This is a genomic window from Staphylococcus sp. 11262D007BW (genome assembly GCF_053547815.1).
On sequence record NZ_JBPWPJ010000001.1, the window covers coordinates 538,121 to 555,993 of the forward strand.

Consider the following 17,873-nt stretch of genomic DNA (forward strand, 5'->3'; position numbering starts at 1 on the left):
AATGAAGTTTGCTGTCCTTAGATTCCCAGGATCGAACTGTGACCGAGATATGTATAATGCAGCTGTAAAAACAGGTGTAGAAGCAGATTACGTTGATTACAGAGAAACATCATTAGAAGGATATGACGGTGTGTTAATCCCTGGTGGTTTCTCATTTGGTGACTATTTACGTTCAGGTGCAGTAGCAAGTGTTGCACCAATCATTAAAGAGGTTAAACGCTTAGCTGAAGAAGGTAAGCCTGTACTCGGCGTATGTAATGGATTTCAAATTTTAACAGAGGTAGGTTTACTACCAGGTGCCTTACTTCATAACGATTCACATTTATTTGTAAGTCGAAACGAAAGATTACGTGTGGTTAATAATCAAACGCCATTTACAAGTTTATATGGTGAAGAAGAGGAAGTTGTATATCCTGTTGCACACGGTGAAGGTCATTATTATTGTACAGATGAAATTTACAATAATTTGGTAGACAATAATCAAATTATTTTAAAATACCAAGATAACCCGAATGGCTCACACGATGATATCGCTGGTATTGTCAATGAGCAAGGTAATGTATGTGGAATGATGCCACACCCAGAACGTGCTTTAGAAGCATTACTTGGTACAGATAGTGGTGTGAAATTATTTGAATCAATGGTGAAAAGTTGGAGGGAACAAAATGCCTAAATTTTTAGAACCGACTGCAGAAGAGGTCAAAGCAGAGAAGTTATATCAAGACATGGGATTAAGTGATGACGAATTTGATAAAGTTAAATCAATTTTAGGTCGCGATCCAAACTTTACAGAGACTGGTATATTCTCAGTAATGTGGAGTGAACATTGTTCATATAAGCATTCTAAACCATTCTTAAAGCAGTTCCCTACAACAGGTGAACATATTTTAATGGGCCCAGGTGAAGGGGCTGGTGTAGTTGATATTGGCGATGAACAAGCAGTCGTTTTCAAAGTAGAATCTCACAACCATCCATCAGCTATTGAACCTTATCAAGGTGCAGCAACAGGTGTAGGCGGTATTATCCGTGACATTGTATCAATTGGTGCTCGCCCAATTAACTTATTAAACAGTTTACGTTTCGGTGAACTTACAGAAAAAACTAATCGTCGTTTATTACGTGGTGTTGTTGCTGGAATTGGTGGTTACGGTAACTGTATCGGTATCCCAACGACAGCAGGGGAAATTGAATTTGATGAACGTTATGATGGTAACCCACTTGTTAATGCAATGTGTGTAGGTATTATTGATCATAAAATGATTCAAAAAGGTACAGCTAAAGGTGCCGGCAACTCTGTTATTTACGTTGGATTAAAAACAGGTCGCGATGGTATTCATGGTGCAACATTCGCTTCAGAAGAGTTAAGTGAAGAAAGTGAAAATAAACGACCATCTGTTCAAATTGGTGACCCATTTGTTGGTAAAAAATTAATGGAAGCTACACTTGAAGCGATTACGTATGACGAACTTGTTGGCATTCAAGATATGGGTGCTGCTGGCTTAACATCATCTTCATCTGAAATGGCAGCCAAAGGTGGTAGTGGTATTCACCTTCAATTAGAAAAAGTACCAGTACGTGAACATGGTATTTCACCATACGAAATGATGTTATCAGAAACACAAGAACGTATGTTACTTGTCGTTGAAAAAGGAACAGAACAAAAATTCTTAGACCTTTTCGAAAAGCATGAATTAGATAGTGCTGTTATTGGTGAAGTTACAGATAATGATCGCTTCGTTTTAACATATGAAGATGAAGTGTTTGCAGATATTCCAGTTGAACCCCTTGCAGACGAAGCACCAGTGTATGTATTAGAAGGCGAACCTTTAGAGCATGATAAACCTGCTAATGACTACGATAGCATTGATGTGGAAGATGTTTTCGATCGTTTATTAACACATCCAACGATTGCGTCTAAACGTTATTTATATGATCAATATGATCAGCAAGTTGGTGCGAATACGATTGTGAAACCAGGTTTACAATCTTCTGTAGTACGTGTAGAAGGTACGAATAAAGCCATTGCCTCTACAATTGATGGGGAAGCACGTTATGTATTTAACGATCCATATGAAGGTGGAAAAATGGTCGTAGCAGAAGCGTATCGTAACCTAGTTGCTGTAGGTGCAAAACCATTAGCGATGACTGACTGCTTAAATTATGGTTCACCTGAGAAAAAACATATTTATCAACAACTTATTGATTCAACACGTGGTATGGCAGAAGCATGTGAAGCATTAGAAACACCGGTTGTTTCAGGAAACGTATCTTTATATAACGAGACGCGTACGTCATCTATTTTCCCAACACCTGTTGTAGGCATGGTTGGTTTAATTGAAGATGTGGACTACTTAAAAGATTTCCAACCAAGCGTAGGCGATGAATTATATCTTGTAGGTGAAACAGAAGATCATTTCGGCGGTAGCCAAATTGAAAAACTATTATATGGCGATGTGAATCATGAAGTTGAAGCAGTTGATTTAACAGAAGAAGCACAAAAAGGCGAAGCAATCCGTCAAGCAATCCGTAATGGTGTGGCTTCTCATGTTCAAACAGTAGGTAAAGGTGGCTTACTTATGACGTTAGCGCGCATGAGTGCTTATTACCGTTTAGGTTTAGAAGCTTCATTAGATATTACAAATGCGCAATTATTTAGTGAGTCTCAAGGACGCTATGTTGTTGCTGTAAAACAAGGTCAGTCTCTTGATATGCCACAAGCACAAAAAATTGGAACATTCACAGATACGGATGATTTCAAAGTTGTTGGACAATCACACACTATAGAACGTCGTACATCTGAACTTACACAAGATTGGGAAGGGGCAATTGAGTCATGTATGACATCCGTGGACTAAATGAAGAATGCGGAATATTTGGGATCTGGAACCACCCTCATGCGGCACACTTGACTTATATGGCGTTGCACAGTTTGCAACACCGTGGTCAAGAAGGTGCTGGTATCGTGTGCTCGAATGGTGAACAACTATTCGGTGCACGCGGTATGGGTCTATTAACAGAAGCAATTACAGACGAACAACTTCAATCATTACAAGGTTATAAACATGCAATTGGTCATGTGCGTTATGCGACAACAGGCGCAAGTGCCATCTCTAATGTGCAACCATTCCTTTTTAAACACTCAGGTGGAGATTTAGGTTTAGCACATAACGGAAATTTAACAAACGCAAGACAAATTCGTCGCGCCATCGAATCTGAAGGCGATATTTTTCAAACTACAAGTGATTCTGAAGTATTAGCGCATCTCTTAATTAAAGGTAAATCAGAATACATTAAAAGTAATCAAAAAGCTGCATTAAACCAAGTAAAAGGTGCGTTTAGCTGTGTCATTTTAAACGAACAACAACTTGCTGTAACACGTGATAATCGTGGTGTGCGTCCATTAATGCTTGGTAAAGTGGATGGTGCTTATTGTGTCGCAAGTGAAACATGTGCTTTTACGGCAATAGGTGCAGAGTATATTCGTGACATTGAACCAGGAGAGCTTATTACATTTTCTGGAGAAGATGACATTGATTTCGATACGTATACACCAGATATTGATCATCGCATGTGTTCTATGGAATATGTTTACTTTGCACGTCCTGATTCAGAATTTCGTAAACATTCCATCTACAATGTTCGTAAAGCATTAGGACGTCGCTTGGCTGAAGAAATGGATATAGATGCTGATATTGTTATTGGTGTGCCTGATTCTTCATTACAAGCAGCAAAAGGGTTTTCTGAGCAAACAGGAATTCCAAATGAACAAGGTTTACTGAAAAATAGATATATTGGTCGTACCTTTATTACACCAGATCAAACTGTACGTGAACGTCAAGTGTGCATGAAACACTCTCCAATTCGAGATGTGATAGAAGGTAAACGTGTCGTTGTCATTGATGACTCTATTGTACGTGGTACGACAAGTAAATATATCGTAAAAGCTTTAAAGAGCGCAGGTGCAAAAGAAGTGCATATGGGTATTTCTTCACCACCGCTTCAAGATCCTTGCTATTACGGTATAGATGTATCAACGCATGCAGAACTTATGGCAGCGCAATATAGTGTAGATGAAATTCAACAAATGATTGGTGCAGATTCATTAACGTATTTATCAGTAGAAGGTATGCATGATGTATTTAAAGCATATGATTCAAAAGGTGAATGTGATGCATGCTTCACTGGAAATTATCCTATTGAAATTGTAGATCATCAGTTACCTGAAGCGAAAGAAATGAAAAGAAGAGGAGTGTAAGGAATGGCTGAATCGTATAAAAAAGCTGGTGTTGATATTGAAGCAGGCTATGAAGCGGTTAAACGCATGTCAAGTCATGTAGAACGCACAATGCGTAAAGAAGTACTAGGTGGATTAGGTGGTTTTGGAGCGACTTTCGATTTATCTCAATTAAATATGAAAGCACCTGTCCTTGTATCTGGTACTGATGGTGTCGGTACTAAGTTAAAGCTTGCTATTGATCATGATAAGCACGATACAATCGGCATCGATGCTGTTGCAATGTGTGTTAACGATATCTTAACAACAGGAGCAGAACCATTATATTTCCTTGATTATATTGCGACACATAAAGTGATTCCTGAAACAATTGAACAAATTGTTAAAGGTATTAGTGATGGCTGTGAAGCAACAAATACTGCTTTAATTGGTGGAGAAACAGCTGAAATGGGTGAGATGTACCATGAAGGTGAATATGATGTTGCTGGTTTTGCAGTAGGTGCTGTTGAAAAAGAAGATTATATTGATGGTTCGACTGTACAATCCGGTGATGTGATTATCGGTTTAGCATCTAATGGTATTCATTCAAACGGTTATAGTCTTGTACGTCGTTTAATTAAAGAATCAGGTATTGATGTGAATGATAAGTTTGATGGAGATAGTACATATTTAGATACTTTCCTAAAACCGACTGCACTTTACGTTAAACCTGTATTAAAAGTAAAAGAAGCTGTTAAAATTAAAGCAATGACGCACATTACTGGCGGCGGTTTTTATGAAAATATTCCACGTGCATTGCCAGAACATACAACAGCAGTGATTGATACTTCAGCATTCCCGAAACCAGCTGTTTTTGATTGGTTACAACAAGCAGGCGATATCGAAACAAATGAAATGTACAACATTTTTAATATGGGTATTGGCTTTACGCTAGTAGTATCTCCAGAAGATGAAGCAAAAGTACATGATATTTTGAAAGCAGAGCAAGTAGAAGCATATACAATTGGTCAAATTACTGAAGAAGATACACCAATACGCTTAACGGAGGCATAAACGTGAAAAAAATAGCGATATTTGCGTCAGGTTCTGGCACGAATTTTGATAATATAATGCAACGTATTTCGTCTCAACAACTAGAAGGTATTGAAGTAACAGCACTTTATACAGATCAACCTAAAGCAGCATGTGTAGCGTTAGCAGAAAAGCATAATGTTCCAGTACACACTTATCAACCTCGTACGTATGAGTCAAAAGAAGCATACGAAAAGGAAGTGCTTCAACAATTGACATCCGAGAATGTTGAATGGATTGTTTTGGCGGGATACATGCGTTTAATTGGGCCAACGTTGTTAAAGGCTTATGAAGGTCATATTTTAAATATTCATCCTTCTTTATTACCTAAATATAAAGGTAAAGATGCGGTGCTACAAGCGTTGAACAGTGGTGATGACGTAACAGGTACAACGGTGCATTATGTTGATGAAGGCATGGATACAGGTCAAATTATTGAACAACGTCAATGTCCTATTTACTCGGATGACACACAAGCACAATTGGAGCAACGTATTAAAACATTAGAATATGAACTATATCCAGAAGTTATACAAAAGATCATTCTATAAGGAGTTAATATAATGAAAAAAGCAATTTTAAGCGTTTCTGATAAAACAGGTATTGTCGACTTTGCTAAAGCACTTGTAGAGGAAGGTTACGCCCTTTATTCTACAGGAGGGACTTTCCGTCAAATTAAAGAAGCAGGCATTAATGTGTCTTCAGTTTCAGAGTTAACTCAATTTGAAGAAATTATGGATGGTCGTGTTAAAACATTACATCCAGCCGTACATTGTGGTATTTTAGCAGATCGTGATAAGCCGGAACATCTAGAACAATTGAAAGCACAAAATATTGATTTAATTGATATGGTAGTTGTTAACTTATATCCATTTAAAGAAACGATTGCTAATCCAGATGTAACAGAAATGGATGCTATTGAAAATATTGATATCGGTGGTCCAACAATGTTACGTGCAGCAGCTAAAAACTTTAAACACGTTACAACAATTGTGAGTCCATCCGATTATGATGAAGTTATTGAGCGTATTCAAAAGGATGAGTTAGACGAAGCTTTCCGTAAATCATTAATGGTGAAAGTGTTTAAACATACTTTCGAATATGATCAAGCGATTGCACAATTCTTTGAACAAAATAGAGAGACATTACGATATGGTGAAAATCCGCAACAATCTGCTGAATTCATTCGTACTTCTAATGCATCAAATACTCTAGCAGGCGCTAAACAACTACATGGGAAACAGTTAAGTTTTAATAACATTAAAGATGCTGATGCAACGTTAACTTTAGTGAAGAAATTTGATCAGCCAGCTGCAGTTGCTGTAAAACATATGAATCCATGTGGTGTAGGTATCGGTGACACAATCGAAGAAGCTTATCAAAATGCTTATGAAGCGGATAGTCAATCGATTTTTGGTGGTATTGTAGCTTTAAATCGTCCAGTAACAAGTGAGTTAGCTGAATCATTGCATAGTATCTTTTTAGAAGTAGTCATCGCACCTGAATTTGAAAAAGAGGCGCTTGAGATATTACAACAAAAGAAAAACATTCGATTACTTGAAATTGATATGACTGAATCTAAAAATGAACAAGAATTTGTTTCCGTTTCAGGTGGTTATCTTGTCCAAGATAAAGACCATTTTGACGTAACAAGAGATGAAATGAAAGTCGTCACAGAAGTCGAACCAACAGAAGAACAATGGCAAGCATTATTACTTGGTTGGCAAGTGGTTAAAGCCGTTAAAAGTAATGCAATTGTGCTTGCAAATGATCATCAAACAGTTGGTGTTGGAGCAGGTCAAATGAACCGTGTAGGCTCAGCAGAAATTGCGATTGAGCGTGCGATTGAAATGAACGATGGCGTTATTTTAGCGTCTGATGGCTTTTTCCCAATGGATGATACAGTTGAAACAGCGGCTAAAGCAGGTATTAAAGCGATTATTCAACCAGGTGGCTCTATTAAAGACCAAGATTCTATTGATATGGCCAACCGTCACGGAATTGCGATGGTTACAACTGGTATGCGTCATTTTAAACATTAATTACAGGAGGAATAAATTATGCATGTTCTTGTCATCGGTGGTGGCGGGCGTGAACACGCGCTTGCTTATAAATTAAATGAATCTCAATTAGTCACTCAAGTTTATGCGATTCCCGGAAATGATGCAATGGCTCATGTAGCAGAAGTGCATAGTGAAATTGCTGAAACGAGTCATGAGGATATTTTAAAATTTGCTTTAGAGCATAACGTAGAATGGGTGATCATCGGACCAGAGCAACCACTTACAGAAGGCTTAGCTAATTTACTAAGAGACTCAAATATTAAAGTGTTTGGTCCAAATAAAGAAGCGGCACAAATTGAAGGTTCTAAATCGTTTGCTAAACGTTTGATGGCTAAATATGATATTCCAACTGCAGAATATCAAGAAATCAATCAAAAAAGCGAAGCACTTGAGTATATTAAAACGTGCGAATTACCAATTGTACTAAAGAAAGATGGTCTTGCGGCAGGTAAAGGGGTCATTATTGCTGAAACACGTGAAGAGGCAGAAAAGGCCGTTAACACTTTATTTGAAAATGAAGACGATAAAGTTGTGTTTGAACAATTTCTTGAGGGTGAGGAATTCTCACTTATGACCTTTGTGAACGAAGATTACGCCGTGCCGTTTGATACGATCGCACAAGATCATAAACGTGCTTTTGATAACGATGAAGGGCCAAATACAGGAGGTATGGGCGCATATTGTCCAGTACCACATATTGGTGAAGATGTATTAGAAATGACTAATGCACGCATCGCTCAACCTATTGCTAAAGCAATGCATCAAGAAGGTTATGATTTTATGGGGCTTTTATATATTGGGGCTATCTTAACAAAAGAAGGTCCTAAAGTCATTGAATTTAATGCGAGATTCGGTGATCCGGAAGCACAAGTGTTATTAAAACGCATGGACAGCGATTTAATGGAACATCTCGTTCAATTAGATCAAAAAGCACCTATCGACATGAAGTGGAAAGATGAAGCTGTTGTTGGTGTGATGTTAGCTTCTAAAGGCTATCCTGGCTCATATGAAAAAGGTCATCCTGTGACTGGTTTTGAAAATGATGCAGATCATTATTTCGTGAGTGGATTGAAACATGATGGCAATCAGTATGTTAATTCAGGCGGACGCGTTATTTTAGCCCTAGGTCAAGGTAATGACATTGAAACAGCACAACAAGAAGCTTATAAACGAGTGGAAGCAATTGAAAGTAATAACTTGTTTTATCGACAAGACATTGCTGATAAAGCAATCAAAGCGAAAGACGAAAAATAACTGTTCATATTTAATGTTAAAAAAGGTGAGACCTCATATTTCGGGGTCTCACCTTTTTAAGTATTGATTTTTCGATACAGATGAAATAAACGGGAATAAGTAAGAAAAATCATCATGCCTTTTCACATCATCGAGATCATGAAAACGCATGTAGTTTATGATCTAACATCCATAATGTTCGTGATTGGAAGATAATTCGCTAATAAAAACGCACATACTACAAAAAGTACGACTAGTATAATTAAAATGATATCTTTAAAAGAGAAGGGCACATGATAGTAATAAGTTCTAGGCCCATCTTGAAATCCCTTTTTCTCCATTGCGACAGATAAGCGATGTGCTTTTCTAATATTTTGACTTAACAATGGAATAAGTAAGTGTTTTAAGCGTTTAAACCACGAATAATGTTGATGATCAATAATTTGATAACGCATTTTAAGTGCATTTCTTAGTTGGAAAACCGATTCAATCATTAACGGAATCATTCGAAAAGCAGCCATAAATGCATAAGCAATTTTGGGTTTAACTTTCAAATGCTGCATCAAACTGTAAAATATCATAATGACTTGAGAAGTGAATGCAATGGATAAACCAAAAAAGCTGATAATCATTGTTCTCAAGGATAAGTGCAATCCTCTTACTAAGCTTTCGCTACTTATTTTGATGAAACCAAATTCAAATAAAACGTGCGTGCCATCCCCATAAAATATCATAAATAAAGAAGAGGTTAAGGCGAAGAAGATTGCAAAGCTTAAAAATACAAGCAATACTTTCCATTTTGTACCACTTACAAGTAGTAAAAAAACGAGCATAATTGCAGCTAGATAAATCATAAAATCAAATTGATGAATCCATATAATAAAGAAGAATAGTCCAATACCAAGAAATAGCTTTGTAATGATATTAACGTCATCCATAAATGTATATTTCAGTTTCCATGCTTCAACCACGTTGCGTCACCTCACGTTCATACAATTGACCGTCAATAATTTCTAGGCGACGGGTCGGATACCGCTCAATTATATGAGGGTCATGTGAAATCATAAAAATGGTTTGCCCTTGTTGAACTCGTTCCTTAAAAAGTTCAATGAGTTTAAACGTATTATGACTATCTAAACCAAATGTAGGTTCATCAAGTAAAATAATGTCCGCATTAGTACTTAATGCAGTAGCTACACTTAAACGTCTTTTTTGGCCCATTGAGAGTTCGAAAGGGTGTTGCTGTTGGACATGTTCTAAATCAAGCCACTTTAGCATGTCATTTGTGCGTTCTTTTGCTATGGATTTATCAGTATTACTATAATTAATAAAGATCTCATCAAATACAGAGTTCTGAATGAACTGAAGTTCTGGATTTTGATATACCAAAAACATCCGTTGCGCTGCATCTTTGAGATGTTTTATTTTGTCATTGTTATAATACATGTTGCCTTTATATTTAATGAGTTGCATCATTGATTCAAATAAAGTTGTTTTACCAGAACCATTTTGACCTGTTAAAGTAATCCATTCTCCAGGTTCTATGACTAATTCTGGCACTTGATAAAGCTTATTTTTCCCCCGATGTATAACGCCATTCTGGAACTTAAAATGAAATGACTTTGAAGTAGTAGGCCGTTCGCTGAGTGCATGTGGTGCTTGATCCCAAGCATTTGGATGCCACACACCATATTCGCTCAATAACGCTTCAAAATGTTTTAAGATAAAATCAGGTTCACCTTGTTGAACAATTTCCCCTTTATGGTTCATTAAGATGACGCGATCAACAAACTGCCAAATATGTTCCACTTTATGCTCAACGATGAGCACGGTTTGATCTTTCCATAAATCTTTAAGCAATGCCCAAAGATTTTCAGTCGCTTCAACATCAAGCATCGCTGTAGGTTCATCTAAAAATAATGTATCTGTATTTTGTAATAGTGTACCAGCAATCGCTAACTTTTGTTTCATACCGCCACTGAGTTGATTAATATTTTGTTTTGGATTTACATTTAGTTGTACTGTATCAAGCGCTTTATGTATCATCGCATCCATATCACTTTGAGGGATTTGACGATTTTCAAGAATAAATGCTAACTCTTCATTCACTTGTGGCATACAAAACTGTGAGTCGGGATCCTGAAAAATGACACCAGCATTGTGAGCAATGTGCAGTTCGTCATATTTCATAGGTAAATCAATAAGATCAGGTACAATCCCGCTTAAAACATTGAGTAAAGTACTTTTACCCGAGCCAGAAGGTCCGAGTAAAAGCACTTTTTCTTTATCTTTAATTTCGATGTCGAGTCCATCGAAAATTTTGTAATCTGCACTTGGATATTTCAAGCGTAAATTTTTAACATTTAACACAGCAAATGCTCCTTATAAACTGTCATAATCATCTTTTGAAGCAGGTCGGAACAACTTCGTGACGCCGGTTTGATCCAATGCCTTAACAAGATAATATGGAAATATCCCTGCTAAAACAGCGCCACTAATAATACGGAACATAATGAGTAAAATTAAGTTCCAAGTCGCTACTTCGTTTAAATAACCATAATACCAATCAATTGGTAAACTAATGATTGCTGCAGCCATTCCTGCTAAGATCGCTACCATTAATGTACGAGATTTATAACGGAAAATCGCAAAGATGATTTCGCATGCTAAACCTTGTAATAAAGCATAAATAATTGTTGGAATATCAAAGCGGCCCATCATAATAGTTTCGCCCGCACCGGCAGCAAATTCAGCAATTAAAGCAATGCCCATTTTAGGAATGATTAAGTAAGCCACAACTGCGGCACTAAACCACATACCATACATCAATTGATCGATATGTAAACCAAGGGGTTGTACAGTATTATTTACAATCCACCATAAATTGTAAATGACTGCAAATATGACAGAAATCAGTACTGTCACTAATATATCGGATAATGTTAATCCTTTTTTCATTATAAAGCTCCTTTCACTTTAAGGTTAGGATACCGTTCCTCAATTTTCACCTTTGTCCTAGCCTTAAGGTAATAATAAAAAAACGCACATGTCTCAAACTAGAGATGTGCGTAGTGAAAGATAAAATGCACTCATTTAAAAAACGGTTACAAAAACGTAACCGTAGTGCATATGTTTATAGTCATAAACGATTACACTTTCCTACGCTAGTATCATCTAGATCAGGTTCGAAGGGTTTGAGGTATCATACCTCATCTCAGCTTTCACACCCCTAGTGCGAATTTAATTGTTATAGATAATGTACAACTTATCAGTATAAAAGTCAAGGTGAGGCGCCGAGCTTATAGGTAGGACATCACTTTCGTAAATGTGTCTCAAACGACCATATCATTAAAAATGAACATATAAAAACATCACTTTTAACCTTCGTTTTAAAAAGGCAAAAGTGATGTTGAAATTAAAATACATATCATTTAATAATGAACGTTAATTAACTTTAAATGAGTTGATTAATCAAGCGTATCTTGAACGTTATCTTTAGTTTCGTTGATACCGTCTTTAACATCTTCTTTTTTATCTTTTAATTCTTGTTCTTTTTCTTTAGCTGATTCAGCAGCTTGTTTTAAATCTTTTTCAGCCATTGTGCGTCACTCCTTTATGGTTATTGTACTTTAAGTATGCCCGAAAGATTTAAAGACTAAACATGTACCACTTTTATTCTAAATAACTAAGTTGTGTCACAAAAGGTTCAAAATAGACGTTTAAAGATTTAATAAAAGGATAAATGAGAAATCTAAACATTTATATTGAGTACGTCGAGTAACTTAATCGTACTCTAGACCGATATTAAAAAAAGGTACAGACATATTTGTTAGGATTGTTTATAATAGTTGTGAGGTGAGTGCATGTCATTTTTCAATAAATACACCGAAGTGATATATAGTTATATTATAGGTGCACTATCAATATTATTGAGTATTATCATTTTTATTAATATACCACTCATTAACCAGCTTAACGATGGCAAACGAAGTATTCCTGATATTGATAATGCCTGGGATTTTACCATGGCATTTTTTCACGAAATTATTAGAGTGATGAGCCAATATATTGGTGACATTCCATTAGTGAGTGGCATCATTATTTTGTTATTTGGGATTCTTATGATTGTCATTGGCCGAACATTAACGAATACAACACGTTTTGATTACGACATTTCAATCTTATTTCTTTTAGTTGGTATTATTTATTTTGTGTTAACATTAATTTTTATGTCTCAAGTGTATAGTTGGGTTGCATTTATCTTTATTATTCCATTCCTTATACATATTGAATACATTGCTTATAAAGATGAATTAAATCCAAATCACAGAAAGCAACATTATTTATGGATCATCATGAGTTATGGCATAAGTTATATTTTAACGCAATTATCTTTATATGGACGTATTGAAGCTAAAGAAATCGCAGCGATTGATGTGTTAAGTATTAACACGTTTTTCATTATTTTATGGCTTTTAGGCCAAATGGCTATTTGGAATTTCTTATTTTTACGTCGTGCCTTGCCGATGACTCAAGAAGAGATGACAGGGGAAGCAAACGAATATTCAAGAAGTAAAAAATATCAATTCTCTGACCATAAAAAATATCACATCAAGGATTTACAAGAAAGAACTACGGAACTTACACAGGGCTTTACTAGAAAAACACGTAGAAGCGTAGATATTGAAAAATTAAGAAATAAAAAAGACCAAATTAAAGAAAAATGGTTCGGATGGGCTCACTTAGAAGAAGAAGATATTCCTTCGTTTTTACATCGACCTAAGTGGTTAAAGAAAAATTACGTTATACTTGCATGTGGTATTATTATTTTATTCTTCATTTTATTAGAATTTAATAATCGCAATAACTTATTTATGTCTGGTGATTGGCAACTGTCTCAAACACAATATGTATATGAATGGGTAAGTTTATTTTTATTACTTATCATAGCAATTCTGTATATTGTGACGTCAGTGGTGTATATGCTTAAAGGAAAATGGTATTATTTACAACTGTTTATGATTAGTATTCTCTTTTTCAAATTACTAACAGAATACATCGTGATTTTATTTAACGGATTACTATTATCTATTTTTATTACACCAATCCTTATTTTAATGTTAATACCAGCTATTATTGCGTTTATAATTCAACTCAAACAACCTGCACCAGAACAAAAAGAACAATAATTTCGGTATATTATATAAAACCTGAAGATTCATCCTATCTTCAGGTTTTTTACATGTTAAAATTAAAATCAAGAAGAGGATAAAAGATAGAAGAAAGGCTGATTCAAATGAAAACAGCAATATTAAATAAAGGCAAAGAAGACAAATATTTTAATCAATATCCTTTAGTAGAAGAAGAGGATTTATTTCAGTATGACACACTCAATGAAGGCGATGTATTTATTTTACAAACTGCGACAAACGTGAATATTGCGAAGTGTTATGTTGGTCAACAACATAAAGGGCTCGGATGGGTGTTAACGTATGATACAAATGAAGATATTGATACGATGTTTTTTGAACGTTTATTTGAGAGTGCACTTGAAGAACGCCAATATTACTACCAAGTCGAAGGGACTAATGCGTTCCGTTTATTTAATGGTGAAGGCGATGGTATTGGTGGCTTAACGATTGATAACTATAATGAACATTTACTTATTCAGTGGTATTCTGAAGGGATTTATCAGTTTAGAAACGATATTTTAGAAGCGGTTCAAAGTGTATTTCCTTATCAATCTATTTATGAAAAAACGCGATTTAAACACGAGCGTATTAAAGGAGGTTATGTATTAGGAGAAGCACCTGAGTTTCCTATTGTGATTGAAGAAAATCATACTTTTTATAACGTGCATTTAGACGATGGACCGATGACTGGTATTTTCCTTGATCAAAAGGAAGTACGTAAAAAATTAAGAGATTATTATGCAGAAGGACGCCGTGTTTTAAACTTATTTAGTTATACTGGTGCTTTTTCGGTTATTGCTGCTAAAGAAGCGGTGGAGACCACAAGTGTTGATTTAGCGAATCGTTCTAGACCGTTGACTGAGGAAAACTTCGGTATTAATGCCATTGATCCAAGCACACAATCCATTTTTGTAATGGATACATTTTCCTTTTTCAAGTATGCATATCGACACCAGTTACAATATGACACGATTGTTATTGATCCACCTAGTTTTGCACGTAATAAGAAGAAAACATTCTCTGTTATGAAAGATTATGATCAATTAATTGAAGGCGCATTGCAAATTCTTGCCTCTGAAGGTAGTTTGATTTTAAGTACTAATCACAGTATGTACAGTTCTAAAGCGTTTAAAAATATGGTGAAAAAAACGTTGGAACAGCAAGAGGTAACGTACACCATTGATGAAGTGATGGGGTTACCGAAAGACTTTAAAACACACCCGCACTTTAAACCTTCAAAATACTTAAAAGTAATTTTTATTTCAGTGAAACATTAAAAAGTCATAATCGGGTATATGTGTTAAAAGTTTTAAAAAGGTGGTTTAATAAATGAAAATTTCAAATAAAATTGCTGAATCAGTAGGTAATAAAGTATTGAATATTGATAAAATCACTAAGAAAGATGCATTACCTACTAATACTGCTGAAATTCAAAAAAGAAGACAATATGCTGAAACGTTAATTAAAAAGAAGGCACTATTATCTTCTGGCGCCACACTCGTACCAATTCCTGGTTTTGATTTTGGTGTGGATGTTAAATTAATGAGAGATATCATTGATGATATTAATAAAATATATGGATTGAACCATAAACAAGTGAATAAATTGACAGACGATGTGAAAAATAGAGTCCTTACTGCAGCGGGCATCCAAGGAAGTCAATTTATTGGACGCAAAGTAACGAATGGTATTGTCAAACTATTTATATGTGATTTAGCGAAACGTACAGCAGCTAAACAAACACGTTGGGTACCTATGATAGGTCAAGCTGTTTCTGCATCTATTAGTTATTATTTCATGATTAAACTTGGAAAAGATCACATTGAAAAATGTGAAAACGTTGTCAAATCATTGATTTAAAATGTTCAATAAATTGTCCTAAAATGGCTGAAACCTTATCATGGAGACTGTTCGCAATTGAATTTGAGGGTGGATTTTGGTAAGGTTAACCTATGTAGCAGGATTAGGAATAATTTTTAGCTAATAATTTGATTTATTAAAAGGAGTAAGATACAAAATGGAACAACAATCATATGTAATTATCGACGAGACAGGGATTCACGCTCGCCCAGCAACAATGTTAGTACAAACAGCTTCAAAATTCGATTCAGATATTCAATTAGAATATAATGCTAAAAAAGTTAACTTAAAATCAATTATGGGTGTTATGAGTTTAGGCGTTGGTAAAGACGCTGAAATTACAATTTATGCTGACGGTAGCGATGAAAAAGAAGCAATCAAAGCCATCACTGAAGTTTTAAATAACGAGGGACTTACAGAATAATGTCTGATATTATTAAGGGAATTGCTGCTTCAGATGGCGTTGCAATCGCTAAAGCATACTTACTTGTAGAACCTGATTTAAGTTATGAAAAAGAAACAACAGATAATCCTGATGCAGAAGTAAAAAAATTTAATGAAGCTATTCAACAATCTAAAATTGAATTAACTAAGATACGTAATAATGCTGAGACACAACTTGGTCCAGATAAAGCGGCTATTTTTGATGCGCATTTATTAGTTTTGGATGATCCAGAATTAATTCAACCGATTGAGAGTAAAATTACAGAAGATCAAGCTAGCGCACCGCATGCTTTAACTGAAATTACACAAAACTTTATTACGATTTTCGAATCAATGGATAACGAATATATGAAAGAACGTGCTGCAGATATTCGTGATGTTTCAAAACGTGTCCTTGCACACTTACTAGATGTAGAATTACCAAATCCAAGTATTGTAGATGAGAGCGTTATCATTGTAGGAAATGATTTAACACCTTCAGATACTGCGCAGTTAAATAAACAATATGTACAAGGATTTGTAACGAATATTGGGGGACGTACTTCTCATTCTGCAATTATGAGTCGTTCATTAGAAATTCCTGCAGTTGTCGGTACTAAAAAGATTACTGATGCTGTTCAACAAGGAGATATGTTAATCGTTGATGGCTTAACAGGGGATGTCATTATCAACCCTTCTGAGGATGAAGTACGTGCTTATCAACATAAACGCGAAACATTCTTTGAAGATCGTGAAGCATTAAAACAATTGCGTGACGAACCTTCAAAAACAAAAGACGGTAAGACGGTCGAGTTGGCAGCAAATATTGGTACGCCTGAGGATTTAACAGGTGTTAAAGACAATGGTGCTGAAGGTATCGGCTTATATCGTACAGAGTTCTTATACATGGGTAGAGATTCAATGCCAACAGAAGATGAACAATTCGAAGCGTACAAAAAAGTGCTTGAATCAATGGATGGTAAACGCGTTGTTGTGCGTACATTAGATATTGGTGGCGACAAATCGTTACCATACTTAAACTTACCTGAAGAAATGAATCCATTCTTAGGATATCGCGCAATACGTTTATGTTTAGATCAACCTGATATTTTCCGTCCTCAGTTACGCGCGTTATTACGTGCTTCAGCTTACGGAAAGTTAAATATCATGTTTCCAATGGTAGCTACTGTCCAAGAATTTAGAGATGCTAAGGCATTACTTATGGAAGAAAAGACCAAACTTCAAAATGAAGGTGTCGACGTTAGCGAAGATATCGAGTTAGGTATCATGGTTGAGATTCCAGCTACTGCAGCGTTGGCAGATATCTTTGCGAAAGAAGTAGATTTCTTTAGTATTGGAACTAATGATTTAATTCAATATACAATGGCAGCTGATCGTATGTCAGAACGCGTTTCTTACTTATATCAACCATACAATCCTTCAATTTTAAGACTGATTAAACAAGTCATTGAGGCTTCACATAAAGAAGGAAAATGGACAGGTATGTGTGGAGAAATGGCTGGAGACGAAACGGCAATCCCATTATTATTAGGTTTAGGATTGGATGAATTTTCAATGAGTGCCACGTCTGTACTTAAAGCACGTCGCTTATTGAAAGGATTAAGTTCAACAGAAATGACACAACTTGCTGAAAAAGCCATACAATGTGCTACAGTAGAAGAAGTTGTAGAATTAGTAAAACAACATACAGCATAAAAAATACAGGGTGCATGTGTTATTGAACATGCATCCTGATTTTTAATGATTTAGAGGCTATTTAAATGACATCATAATTTG

16 protein-coding genes and 1 riboswitch are annotated in these 17,873 nt (G+C 35.6%); of the genes, 12 read left to right on the plus strand and 4 right to left on the minus strand.

Annotated elements, in window-relative coordinates:
- The first annotated feature begins 1 nt into the window (after position 1).
- From purQ to purD, 7 genes are read left to right on the plus strand one after another with little or no spacing between them, the layout of a single operon-like run.
- Positions 2-673, plus strand: a complete 672-nt coding sequence (gene purQ, locus ACEE93_RS02665) for a phosphoribosylformylglycinamidine synthase subunit PurQ (RefSeq protein ID WP_449154804.1) — start codon at positions 2-4, stop codon at positions 671-673.
- Positions 666-2,855, plus strand: a complete 2,190-nt coding sequence (gene purL / locus ACEE93_RS02670; protein WP_449156373.1) for a phosphoribosylformylglycinamidine synthase subunit PurL — start codon at positions 666-668, stop codon at positions 2,853-2,855. Before purQ ends, purL begins: the two co-directional genes overlap by 8 nt.
- A complete protein-coding gene (gene purF, locus ACEE93_RS02675; protein ID WP_449156374.1) occupies positions 2,834-4,255 on the plus strand; it encodes an amidophosphoribosyltransferase in 1,422 nt (473 codons plus the stop codon). The genes purL and purF overlap by 22 nt, the downstream gene beginning before the upstream one ends.
- Before the next feature lie 3 nt (positions 4,256-4,258).
- Positions 4,259-5,287: a phosphoribosylformylglycinamidine cyclo-ligase gene (gene purM / locus ACEE93_RS02680; RefSeq protein WP_449154807.1), complete on the plus strand. Its 1,029-nt coding sequence runs from the start codon at positions 4,259-4,261 to the stop codon at positions 5,285-5,287.
- 2 nt (positions 5,288-5,289) lie between these two features.
- Complete coding sequence (purN, locus tag ACEE93_RS02685) at positions 5,290-5,856, plus strand: phosphoribosylglycinamide formyltransferase (protein ID WP_449154808.1); 567 nt, start codon at positions 5,290-5,292, stop codon at positions 5,854-5,856.
- 12 nt (positions 5,857-5,868) lie between these two features.
- Entirely contained in the window at positions 5,869-7,347 is a 1,479-nt protein-coding gene (gene purH, locus ACEE93_RS02690) for a bifunctional phosphoribosylaminoimidazolecarboxamide formyltransferase/IMP cyclohydrolase (protein ID WP_449156375.1), read from the plus strand.
- Between the two features lie 18 nt (positions 7,348-7,365).
- Positions 7,366-8,622 (plus strand): phosphoribosylamine--glycine ligase, encoded by a 1,257-nt coding sequence (gene purD, locus ACEE93_RS02695; protein ID WP_449154810.1) that lies wholly within the window; start codon positions 7,366-7,368, stop codon positions 8,620-8,622.
- Positions 8,623-8,777: 155 nt separating this feature from the next.
- On the opposite strand, the gene ACEE93_RS02700 is transcribed toward purD, so the two are convergent.
- The 4 genes from ACEE93_RS02700 to graF form a co-directional block, all read right to left on the minus strand.
- Positions 8,778-9,572, minus strand: coding sequence for an energy-coupling factor transporter transmembrane component T family protein (locus tag ACEE93_RS02700; RefSeq protein WP_449154811.1), 795 nt, complete (start codon positions 9,570-9,572; stop codon positions 8,778-8,780).
- Entirely contained in the window at positions 9,565-10,971 is a 1,407-nt protein-coding gene (locus ACEE93_RS02705; protein ID WP_449154812.1) for an ABC transporter ATP-binding protein, read from the minus strand. Before ACEE93_RS02705 ends, ACEE93_RS02700 begins: the two co-directional genes overlap by 8 nt.
- Before the next feature lie 12 nt (positions 10,972-10,983).
- On the minus strand, positions 10,984-11,559 hold the full coding sequence (locus tag ACEE93_RS02710) for an ECF transporter S component (protein WP_449154813.1): 576 nt from the start codon (positions 11,557-11,559) through the stop codon (positions 10,984-10,986).
- A 181-nt stretch (positions 11,560-11,740) separates the two neighbouring features.
- Positions 11,741-11,842: riboswitch (TPP riboswitch) on the minus strand.
- A gap of 226 nt (positions 11,843-12,068) precedes the next feature.
- Complete coding sequence (gene graF, locus ACEE93_RS02715; RefSeq protein ID WP_449154814.1) at positions 12,069-12,200, minus strand: glycopeptide resistance-associated protein GraF; 132 nt, start codon at positions 12,198-12,200, stop codon at positions 12,069-12,071.
- A gap of 264 nt (positions 12,201-12,464) precedes the next feature.
- Here graF and auxA point away from each other — a divergent pair, with 264 nt between their 5' ends.
- The 5 genes from auxA to ptsP all read left to right on the plus strand — a co-directional run bounded on the left by auxA (position 12,465) and on the right by ptsP (position 17,792).
- Positions 12,465-13,790, plus strand: coding sequence for a lipoteichoic acid stability factor AuxA (auxA, locus tag ACEE93_RS02720; RefSeq protein ID WP_449156376.1), 1,326 nt, complete (start codon positions 12,465-12,467; stop codon positions 13,788-13,790).
- A gap of 107 nt (positions 13,791-13,897) precedes the next feature.
- Positions 13,898-15,070 carry a class I SAM-dependent rRNA methyltransferase gene (locus ACEE93_RS02725; protein ID WP_449154816.1) on the plus strand — a complete coding sequence of 391 codons (1,173 nt, stop codon included), beginning with the start codon at positions 13,898-13,900 and terminating at the stop codon, positions 15,068-15,070.
- Between the two features lie 52 nt (positions 15,071-15,122).
- Positions 15,123-15,653, plus strand: a complete 531-nt coding sequence (locus ACEE93_RS02730; protein WP_449156377.1) for a DUF697 domain-containing protein — start codon at positions 15,123-15,125, stop codon at positions 15,651-15,653.
- Between the two features lie 157 nt (positions 15,654-15,810).
- On the plus strand, positions 15,811-16,077 hold the full coding sequence (locus ACEE93_RS02735; RefSeq protein ID WP_449154818.1) for a phosphocarrier protein HPr: 267 nt from the start codon (positions 15,811-15,813) through the stop codon (positions 16,075-16,077).
- Positions 16,077-17,792, plus strand: a complete 1,716-nt coding sequence (ptsP, locus tag ACEE93_RS02740) for a phosphoenolpyruvate--protein phosphotransferase (RefSeq protein WP_449154819.1) — start codon at positions 16,077-16,079, stop codon at positions 17,790-17,792. Before ACEE93_RS02735 ends, ptsP begins: the two co-directional genes overlap by 1 nt.
- Positions 17,793-17,873 lie beyond the last annotated feature (81 nt).